This is a genomic window from Syntrophomonas sp. UBA1041 (assembly GCF_002316705.1).
Classification (GTDB): domain Bacteria; phylum Bacillota; class Syntrophomonadia; order Syntrophomonadales; family Syntrophomonadaceae; genus DTU019.
In genome coordinates this window covers 1-10,197 of sequence record NZ_DCEA01000078.1, presented here as the reverse complement: position 1 = coordinate 10,197, position 10,197 = coordinate 1, and the positions used below count along the sequence as shown (strand labels likewise).

10 protein-coding genes, 1 other RNA gene and 1 riboswitch are annotated in these 10,197 nt (G+C 50.2%); all 11 genes read right to left on the bottom strand.

Features of this window, described 5'->3' with window-relative positions; translation table 11 throughout:
• Positions 1 to 15: 15 nt before the first annotated feature.
• Positions 16 to 365: a transfer-messenger RNA gene (gene ssrA, locus B2633_RS12070) on the bottom strand.
• Between the two features lie 73 nt (positions 366 to 438).
• Positions 439 to 954, bottom strand: a complete 516-nt coding sequence (locus B2633_RS12065) for a GNAT family N-acetyltransferase (protein WP_483170937.1) — start codon at positions 952 to 954, stop codon at positions 439 to 441.
• A 22-nt stretch (positions 955 to 976) separates the two neighbouring features.
• Positions 977 to 1,450, bottom strand: coding sequence for an SsrA-binding protein SmpB (smpB, locus tag B2633_RS12060; protein WP_483170936.1), 474 nt, complete (start codon positions 1,448 to 1,450; stop codon positions 977 to 979).
• 228 nt (positions 1,451 to 1,678) lie between these two features.
• On the bottom strand, positions 1,679 to 3,319 hold the full coding sequence (locus B2633_RS12055; protein ID WP_483170935.1) for an S-layer homology domain-containing protein: 1,641 nt from the start codon (positions 3,317 to 3,319) through the stop codon (positions 1,679 to 1,681).
• A 105-nt stretch (positions 3,320 to 3,424) separates the two neighbouring features.
• Complete coding sequence (locus B2633_RS12050) at positions 3,425 to 4,537, bottom strand: ABC transporter substrate-binding protein (RefSeq protein WP_483170934.1); 1,113 nt, start codon at positions 4,535 to 4,537, stop codon at positions 3,425 to 3,427.
• Positions 4,538 to 4,550: 13 nt separating this feature from the next.
• Positions 4,551 to 5,372, bottom strand: coding sequence for an ABC transporter ATP-binding protein (locus B2633_RS12045; protein WP_483170933.1), 822 nt, complete (start codon positions 5,370 to 5,372; stop codon positions 4,551 to 4,553).
• A gap of 1 nt (position 5,373) precedes the next feature.
• Positions 5,374 to 6,381 (bottom strand): FecCD family ABC transporter permease, encoded by a 1,008-nt coding sequence (locus B2633_RS12040; protein ID WP_483170931.1) that lies wholly within the window; start codon positions 6,379 to 6,381, stop codon positions 5,374 to 5,376.
• Positions 6,382 to 6,464: 83 nt separating this feature from the next.
• On the bottom strand, positions 6,465 to 7,256 hold the full coding sequence (locus B2633_RS12035) for an Ig-like domain-containing domain (protein WP_483170930.1): 792 nt from the start codon (positions 7,254 to 7,256) through the stop codon (positions 6,465 to 6,467).
• Positions 7,257 to 7,333: 77 nt separating this feature from the next.
• Positions 7,334 to 7,451: riboswitch (molybdenum cofactor riboswitch) on the bottom strand.
• Between the two features lie 159 nt (positions 7,452 to 7,610).
• Positions 7,611 to 8,684, bottom strand: coding sequence for a methyltransferase (locus B2633_RS12030; protein ID WP_483170929.1), 1,074 nt, complete (start codon positions 8,682 to 8,684; stop codon positions 7,611 to 7,613).
• Positions 8,684 to 9,766 carry a nicotinate-nucleotide--dimethylbenzimidazole phosphoribosyltransferase gene (gene cobT, locus B2633_RS12025; protein ID WP_483170928.1) on the bottom strand — a complete coding sequence of 361 codons (1,083 nt, stop codon included), beginning with the start codon at positions 9,764 to 9,766 and terminating at the stop codon, positions 8,684 to 8,686. Before cobT ends, B2633_RS12030 begins: the two co-directional genes overlap by 1 nt.
• A 76-nt stretch (positions 9,767 to 9,842) precedes the next feature.
• Positions 9,843 to 10,197: adenosylcobinamide-GDP ribazoletransferase (locus B2633_RS12020; RefSeq protein ID WP_483170926.1), on the bottom strand; the 355-nt coding region annotated here is incomplete at its 5' end.

The following is a 10,197-nucleotide window of genomic DNA, read 5'->3' as shown; positions in this document are numbered from 1 at the left end:
TTTACCTTTTGTTTTTGGTGGAGGCGGGGGGAGTCGAACCCCCGTCCGAAAGAAAGACCAGAAGAGTCTCTCCGAGCGCAGTCTGCGGTTTGTGCTTCGCCCGCGGGACGCCCGCAGACAGGCTTCCTTTGCGCTATCCCCGATTAGTTTCCCCTTAAAGCCCCTCGAGGAAGAAGGCTTCAGGGTACCCTAACTAAGTGACGCCCTGCACCAGACCGTTAGGAAATCTGGCCGGACGAGCCGCTTAAGCGGCTAGTGCGAAGTTATCTTCGGCAGTTATTGTTTTTTCGCCTTTTTATCGAGCTGGCGACAACTCGGCTCGCTACTCAACCCATCTATTCCCCCGTCGAAACCAGTACGCCCCCTTGTAAATAATATGCTCATCGCACATGCAATATTAAACCCTAAAAGGCTCTTTGTCAACCCCGCTTTAACAACCTAAAGATCAGCGAAACAGGGCGGATAACGCACTGTGCCGGTCACGTTATCAAGGACGTTGGGTATAAGTTCCAAAACCATATAAACCTCATCCGGTATGGTAAATGGTGCATATATTCCCTTGTCAGATGCCTTGACAAAACCAAAACGCGGATAATACTCAGGATGCCCCAGGACTACCACGGCTGGAAAAAGCGAACTTTTCGCGCGCTCTAATGCGAATCGAACCATTTCAGTACCAATGCCTCTCCCCTGGTACTCGGGGAGCACTGACATAGGCGCCAGGGCCAGGATTGACATCACATCATGACTGCTTACCAGCATAGCGGCACTCATTAAAATGTGCCCAACAATAATATTACCGTCTACTGCCACCACCGATAATCCGGGTACATAAAACCGCGATCCGCGGATTAAATCAACCAGTTTCCCTTCTACATCACGGCCAAAGGCGAGTAAGTTCACCTGACGTATGGCGTCTTCATCTCCAGGCATTTCGGGCCTTACTGTGATCATGTGGTTTCATCCCCTATCTCCATTAAGTCTGCATTCTTGATTTGATCACCTGTTGGATGTTGCGCCGAGCATCCCGCTCCGCGATGTCCTCGCGTTTGTCATATAGCTTTTTGCCTACTCCCACAGCCAGGTCCATTTTGGCCAGACCATTTCTAAAGAATACTTTCAAAGGAATCAAAGCATAGCCTTTTTCCCGTTGAAAGCCCTGCAATCTATTAATCTCACGACGGTGCAATAATAGCTTCTTAGGCCTTAAGGGGTCGTGATTAAAGCGGTTGGCTTTATCATAGGGACTGATATGAAAATTGTTGACCCACACCTCCCCGTCTTTTACTGTAGCGTAGGCATCCTGCAGATTGCCCCTGCCCATACGCAGCGACTTCACCTCGGTGCCTGCCAGGACCAGTCCACATTCAAAGGTTTCTTTAATATGATAATTAAAGCGCGCTTTGCGATTATCCACTACCGGCTTGATTCCGCCGTGCTTTTTTGCCATGTTATACCTCTACCTCATTTGAGCAAGACCAATTACTAAAATTATACCCTCACCTCGGATACCGGAGTCCAAGGCCAGGGCTTTTAAGGCTCGCAATATAGTCTCAATTATTATAGCTTAAATTCCATTTTCAAGCAATAATTGCCCATAATAATACTGCATTGCCATAAATACCCTATCGCAAAGACCCCCCAGTTTATCCGGAGGGTCTCTGCGATTCGAGGTATGTTATGCCGTTTTTTTCAAAGCGTTCAAAATAACGGTCACAGCTTCAGCCCTGCTGGCTCCCTTGCCGGGCCGGTAGGTGTTGTCTTCGTAGCCGTTGATTAGCTGATTGTTGAAGGCGGTGGCGACCGCATCTACAGCCCATGCCGAAATCTGACTGTTGTCTGCAAAGGTTGTGCTTCCAGTCTCTGGTGTCAGCTTGGCGGCTTTCACTACCATGACTGCCATCTGCTCGCGGGTGATGCTGTCGTCCGGCCCAAAGGTATTGGCATCGTATCCGGTAACTATACCCAGAGCATTAGCGATAGCTATCTCCTTTTTGGCCCAGTGATTGGCGGTGTCTGCAAAGGTCTTCTCTGATTCAGCCTCCAGCTTAAAAGCCTTGACCAGAACAGTGACAAACTCAGCCCGGGTGATGCCTTTATCCGGCCCAAAAGTACCATCTATATAGCCGGTTATAGCGCCCATAGCCACTAACTGCTCAATGTTGTCCTGCGCCCAGTGTCCGTTGATATCAGTAAGCTGTGGAATTTGTGGTTCCGCCGGGGGTTCTGCCTCACCAATCCGGTAGGTAAAACTCTCCACCGCGCTGCCTTCCAAGGACTTAACCTGTTGCGCTTCGTCATCGCCTTTAGTATAGGTTATAGCAGCCACTTGTCCCTGCACTGCTTTGGTTTGCAGAACTAATTTGATCTTTTCCGGGGTGTTGGTGTTTTCCACAGCAGTGACCGCAACCGGGGCTTCATCGACAGTCACTGCAAACTGTGCTTCGGTTCCGGCAGGATCAGCCATGGCTTGGTCAAAAGTTATACTTATATCGCCTTTATTACTGATTTCAGCCGTAACTAGCTGCGGAGCCTCTGCTGCCTCCGCCTCGGCAGTAGCAACAGTTGCACTGGGACCGTCATCTGTCCAGACCTCGCCATTGCCGGCCTCAACTTTAAAGATATAGGAAGTCCCGGCCTTTAAATCGTTCAGTTCAATGGAAACACCATCATTGACAGTTGCGGTTTCCACACCATCGACAAATACTTTATAAGCTGTGGCATCGCTGGCAGCAACCCAGGTCAAGGTTAAGCTGTCAGCTGTTATATCAGATGCAGTCAGTGTCGCTCCCTCGGGCCAGGCAGGAGGATTTGCAGCCGGTTTTTCTGCAGCTGCCTCGGCAACGCTGAACCGCCATACATAATCCTTCCCCAGAGTATCGCCGTTATTAGCCTGTATGGCAGCGCCTAAAGTAACGGTATAGTCACCCGGTTCCAGGTCAGTATTCTGCAGATTAAGCTCCAATTGTTTAAGTTTAGGCTGTTCCTGCTCAGTATAGGTGAAATCCTGAGCAATATCCAGACTGATAGGTTCGCCTCCTGCTGCAGCCAGGGTAACCAGGCCTTTACTGGCCTCCAAATTATTATCCAGGCCTTTGCCGAAATTCCACTGAAAGACAATATTTTCACTCTCTAAAGCTTCATTAACCTGAAATACAACCGCATCGCCATCACCACTCACGGCTGTTGCCGCCGGAGACAACAATTCTACACTCATGTCCTGGCCATATGCCGAGGACACATTGCCGACTACAGCCATCGTCAAGAATAGAATCATCATAAGTACTGTGGTGGACTTTCGATAAACTTTGCAATTCATTGATAATACCTCCCGCGTTTTAATAATTCTTTAATACTGTTTCCTTACTCACCTGCCTTAAAAAATATATTACTATGCTCTACCGCAGTTTCATGCCACGGTTATCTAGCTCTTGGCCGCCCGCATGCCCGTGCCTTTCAGCATTTTATCGACGGTAGCCTGATCTAACTGCCAGTCAAAGAACTCCTGATAAAAATCCTGGGTCGCTTTGACCATGTCCCAATCTTTGAATAGCTCGGGATAGGCCAGTTTTGCTGTCCACAAAACCGCCAGGGGGGTCTCCAGGGAAGAGGTATGACCCCAGCGGGAAATGCCGATGGGCAGCGGCAAAACCCGGTTATTTTTTACCGCCTGCAGCGGCCGCCAGTGTTCATGCTCCATAATATATCCCACCAGGTTGGGGTCGTTAACCAATATATAGTCGGGATTCCACAAGAGTATCTGTTCCAGGCTGGCATAATGATTGCCATCGCTGAACTTCAGACTCTGGCCCACTGACACGTTGGTAATCCCGGCCGCCCTGGTCCAATCCGCGGCCAGACTATCGGCGGTGTCGGTGCGGGTGGCTTCGGCCGTGGAATGATAGAGTGTGACTCTGTCCTTGTCTGGGACAGCCGTAACCCGTTTCTGCACCTCGGCAACGGTCTGCTGATAAAACTCGGTGTAGCGCTGACCTTCAGCTTCAGTGCCCAGGATTTTGGCTATCATTTGCATGGCGTATTGTTGTTCGGCCATATTGCCGTACTGCAGGGCAATCACCGGTATATTGACCTTTTTTAATTTATCCATTTCGGCTTCATTGCTGGTGGTATCGCCTTTGACAAAGACCAGCTCCGCTTTGCTGCTCAGTAATTCTTCGATATTTATTACTTCATTGCTTTTGGGTACTGGCAAACCCTTGAGGTGGGGAAACATTTCTACTAACAGGATATCTCGCTGCATTCCGCCTGAGGTCGCCACTATAGTGCCTGCCTTGCCATACATGGCTATGGCATAGCCTGCTTCCGGGCACAGGCAGGCGATACGCTCTGGATTAATCGGTACTTCTACCTGCCTGCCAATACTGTCAGTGATAATCTGAGTCGGTTTTTCAGCCGGTGAAGTGTCTACGGCCTTACCGCTGCAACCCGCTGCCGCCAGCGCTAAGAACAACAGCAGTAATACCAGGCTGATCCTGCGCCATTGCTTTAGCCGCTGCGTGGCTCTTGATGTGGTCAACGCTATACCCCCCTTAACTTTCTGAGTTAATTGTACATATGGGCACTACCTGTTTTAAATGCCCCCCATCATCAAGTCCGCAGTTTATGATGCGGGTTCTTATGCTGTAAAGCTCGCCCAGATTTTGCTCGGATAATACCTCGGATGGTTTTCCCAAGGCCATGATCTGCTTATCCTTCACCAGTGCGGCTCGGGTTTTGATCCCCTGGTTTTCAAAATAATAGCCGTGATTGGGTACATGTGTCGCCATCAGGACTGCCAGGCCGGTCTGCTTGACTAGTTCAACTACCGTTTCCAGTATTATCAGTTCGTGTCTGTAATCCAAATGGGCAGTGGGTTCATCCATTATTATCAACGGGCTGTTCTGTGCCAGCGCCCGGGCCACCATCACCAGCTGACCCTCTCCGCCGCTCAGCTGCGTATAGGGACGATCCTTCAGCCTGGAAACTCCCACCATATCCAGAGCCTTTTCCGCGATGGCCACATCTTCCTCTGAAGGCACATCAAACGGGCCAATAAAAGAAGCCCGCCCCATAAGGACAATATCCCGCACCAGATAGGGAAAGGTTTTTTGGTGCATTTGGGGTACATAAGCTACTTGCCTGGCAATCTGAGGTGCGGCCATATTATCGATGGGGCTGCCGTTTATTAAAACCTGGCCTGCATACGGCTTGAGCCAGCCCAAAATACAATCCAGAAGTGTGGTTTTACCGCAGCCGTTAGGCCCCAGCAAGCAGAATATCTCTCCCGGGTTAATATTGAAGCTTATCTTATCCAGGATGAGTGCCTGGGGATATCTGAAACTTACATCCCTGACCTCCAGCAATGGCGCCATCTTACCAGCCACCTCCTTTGGTCTTCTTTAACAAGTAGACAAAGAAAGGTCCTCCCAAAATGGCGGTGAGTATACCCAGAGGTATTTCGGAGCCGGTTAGGATTCTGCCAAAATCATCCACGATAACCAGAAATGTAGCCCCTAATGAAAAGCTCACCGGAATTAGGACGCGGTTGTCATTGCCTACCAGCATACGCCCTATATGAGGAATTACCAGACCGACCCAGCCGATTATACCGCTAACGCAAACCGCTCCAGCAGTGGCTAGTGTGGCACAGGCTATGACTATCCCTTTGTTTAATGTGGTATTTATTCCCAAGGAATGAGCCTCCCGGTCACCCATTGATAAAACGTTTATCCTCCACCTGATCAGAATTATTCCGCCCACTCCAACCAGCATAGGAATACCGGCTATCATGATATCACTATAGCGCGCGGAGGCTAGACTGCCCATCAGCCAGAAGACGATGGCGGGCAGTTCATTCATGGGATCGGCCAGGTATTTGGCCAGGGAGAGCAGGGCTGAAAACACCGATGACACGATCACTCCACCCAGAACCAGCATGATAGTGGGAGTGCCATTATATACCTTGCTTATGAAATAGCTTAAAATTACCGCAAAAATTCCAAAGGCAAACGCACAGGTGTAAATAGCTGCCACCTTATGAAAAAGGATTATGGCCAGTGCGGCCCCAAACCCGGCCCCAGAACTGACCCCTAAGATACCCGAACTGACCAGGGGATTACGAAACAATCCCTGAAAAGCCGCCCCGCTAATAGCCAAACAGCCACCCACCATAGCCCCCAAAATGGCCCGGGGCAGACGGATATCCCAAACTACGGTCTGATAAATATCTTCGATATAGCAAGGCTGCATGGTAATACGGCAGCCTAGTATGTTTATAACGGTGGCAATATCAACCGGATAGCGGCCGATTAACAATGAAACCAGAATTACCAGGAAAGGTGCCGCAATAAAGAGCAAAAACATCCATATCTTTTTCGTCACAACTCACCCCAACACGCTTTGTTATATTTATTGCGGCAATGATCAGGCAGCGTCACTAACACTGAATCTAATATGGCAACTCATTAGAGGCCGCGGCGTTTTCTGTAAAACCACCAGGCCCCCAGCCCGGCGACAGCGACGATAACCAGGTCGACGGCAATTCGCTTGTTCCTATATTCCTTCTGTTCGGCAACATCTTGCTGGCCTGGCTGAACCTGCTCTTGTCCTGCCGTAGCAACAGTTCCGGATTCTGTTTCCTGTTGGGTCATGTCCGGCGGGCTGCCCTCAACGGTCCCAGAAGGAGATGATTCTGAAGGAGCAGCCGCTTGCGGGTTTGTGGGTGGTGTAGCTGAGGGTGACGATGCCAGCTCTCCAGTCTGCTGAACCGGCTGTTCACCTGCTGCGGCACCGGCTGTGGTAAAGGTAACCGTAGCCTTTTGGCCTAAAGTAACCCCGCTTTTAGACTCCATATTGGGAGCTATTTCAATTCTGTACAGAGTGCCTGCCTGGAGCTTTTGCAAAGGCTTTACAATGGCGTCATTACGTTTCTCCCGTTCCACCTGATCATCTGCCATGATCACTTCAATAGGTATGCGGGTGTTCCCCGTCCACATGGAAAAACAATTTCGGTTGCTCTCACGAACCGTCATATAGCACACATTTTTGTTAAAGGTAATTTTAATCTCAGGGGTAAGGGTTATACCAGTAGAGCCATCAGCCGGAACTACGCTTTCAATGACCAGAGGCTGCTGCTTTCCTCCACCGGAACCATCCCCATCGCCGTCTCCGTCAGCAGCCGCCGCAAAACCGGGTAAGAGCAAACAAAACAATAGCGCAATACATAACGACCAATGGATTTGCTGGTTTTTTCTCATAATTCTACCCCCCATGAATAATAAAAGTCAGTTGCAGAAAACAACTGACTAAGCACCACAAATAAGGCCTGGACATAGTGGCACTGGTCTAGTTTCCTTTCCGCATCGGGAGGCATAGCCGTTTCCCGCTATACCCTGTCGGTCAACTGTCCATGGTTTATCTTTAGGTACAGTAACTCGAAAACCGAACACAGCATTATTCGATTTTATACATCAACCATTCGACATAATTGTTATATTTCCTTTTTGGAAAACCCGGCAAAATGTAGGGAAGCGGCTTGCATAACCTGCCCTGCCTTGCACTTTACGCTTACCGTTTTGTATGCCACCTGGTTAACCTTTGTGCCGGTAGTCTTATTCAGAGGAAAAAGTTGATCTATCCAGCGATAGTCTGGTCAGTATCTTTTTATCTTTTGCTGCCAGGATTACCGCCGTATCTGTGGCTAAGGGAATAAGCCCGGTTGCGTATAGTTTCAGGCCATCGAGTTCTTTTATAGCCCATTTTGAGGAGAAGACTTTTCCATTGTAGGTATTGATGAACATATTTAAATCGAAAAGAGCTGCCTTTAAAGGATAGTGTTCCAGGAAGAAATCGTGGATTAATAGCAATCCTCCGGGTTTTAGACATTCGGCGGCCCTATCCAAAAGGACAGCGGCCTCTGCTTCTGAATAGGCGTGAATGATGTTGGAGAGAATTACCAGGTAATAGCTTTCCTTATCTACCGGCCATGTTTCCAGAACATTGGCCTCACAATAGTCGATCCTGCCTCCCCATTGCCGGGACGCCATTAACTCCCGAGTGTATTCCAGCACTTCGGGGAGATCCATAAGAGTAGCCTTCATGGCGGTAAATTTTTCAAGAAAACCGGCGGCAACGGCCCCGGAACCAGCGCCTACGTCGAGAATCTCGCCCTCCATGTTTAGACCTTCGAAAATGGCAAGCAGCTCCTCAACTTTAGTCCTGGCCACTCGATCCATGGCCTTGATATATTTTCTTATTCTATCCCGTCGTTGATCCGGCTGGTCTGAGCCAAAATCCACTCTCCCCCCTTTTCGGAGGCATTTGCTAAGGCCTTGCCAGCTGGCAGTGAGCTGCTTCCGCCATAGAATGGAATCTCCCTGATAATACCGGGAATGCAGAACCAGGTATTTACTGGACATTTTGGTATTGCAACAGTTACTCCCCTGACAATTTATCAATCCCATCGCACCGAGGGCCTGTAAGAACCGCTTTATAGCACCTGCGCTCAGGTTGAACTTCGCGGCAATTTCTTCAAGAGGTTTTCCATCAGGTTCAAGGAAAGTAAAGATTTCCATTTCAACCGCATGAAACAGCACTTCCGAGAACCAATACCCCGTAGCCAGGTCCTCCAGATACTGAGGACCGGCATCCTGAGGATCATGATTAATAAAGGCTAAGGAAGTCATTATGCGATCACCCCCGCAGTATTCCTGCTTACCCCGGCATCCTCGAAGGTAAGCATTTTGCCTATTACTTGTGCGGCCGACTCTACGATGTTCATGGCCAGGGCCGCCCCGGTCCCTTCCCCCAGCCTCAGATTCAGGTTTAAGAGCGGTTTAAGGCCCAGTTCCTCGAGCATAAGACGATGTCCGTATTCCAGGGATTGATGGGCAGCAATCATATATCCCCAAGAATCAGGGGTCAGTTTTTTAGCCAGTAAAGCTCCGGCGGAGGATATAAAACCATCTATGATAACCGGGACCCTATGGTAAGCGGCGCCGAGAATAAGGCCGGCAATACCCCCTATTTCAAACCCCCCCACTTTCGCCAGCACATCCACAGCGTCATTGGCATCGGGTTGGTTTACCACTAAGGCCTTTTCAATAACCCGGATTTTGTTTCTTAAAGCATCGTCGCCAAGTCCGGTACCCCGGCCGGTCACGTCACAAACGGAACAACCTGTAAAAGCAGCCAGTATGGCGCTGCTGGGGGTGGTGTTGCCGATACCCATGTCTCCGGTGGCCAACAGTTCAACCCCTTCCCCAACCAAGCGGCCGGCAATATCGATGCCGGCTTCTAATACCATTTTGGCCTCTTCACGGGTCATTGCGGGGCCCCTGGTCATATTTCTGGTTCCATACCCCGCCTTATAGGAAAGGATTTGACCTTTTTCCACTAATTCGCTGAGATCGGCGGCCACGCCCATATCCACCACGACTACCTGGGCGCCCGCCGCCTCGCCCAGCACATTGATGGCCGCTCCACCGGCTACAAAATTGGCCACCATCTGGGGCGTGACTTCCCGGGGAAAAAGACTGACCCCTTCCTCCGTCACTCCGTGGTCTCCTGCCATAGTGACCGCCGTTTTTTTTCGCACTGAAGGCTTCAAGGTCATTTTGATAGCAGCCAGCTGCTCGGCCAGGTTCAATAACTCCCCCAGACTGCCTTGCGGAATCGCCAGGTTATCGAGATGCTTTCTTGCCTTTACAGCCCATTCCTCGCTCACCGGTTCAATACGGCTAATTACTTCTTCCAGTTTTAATCCCATTTGGCTTGCCTCCTCTCTTCTTAAACCCCCGGGGCAGCGGGAGACGCTCCCTGGTCGTGCTTGCGGTCTTTATTTTTTAATCTGCCAGCATTATGGATAATATCAGCAGAGTCAAAACCTCAATACATTCACTCATGCTGCCCAGGGTATCTCCGGTCATACCGCCGATCTTGCCTGATATATACCGTCCCAGGCCGAATGTGCCGGCCCAAACAACGCCGAGCAGCATGACGCCCTTTGCGACCGCCGCCGCTGCTCCGCCGTCAGGCTGACCTGTCATATACCGGCCCAGTACGGCAAAGACTGCGGCCAGGATGGTTGCTGAGGCCCAGAATATCTCGCGCAGCCCCACATATTCGGTAAACCTTCCTGTACCCCCGCCTGTCCGGGCATATTGATATACCGCGGCGCCATAGACCTGAGCCCAGCGG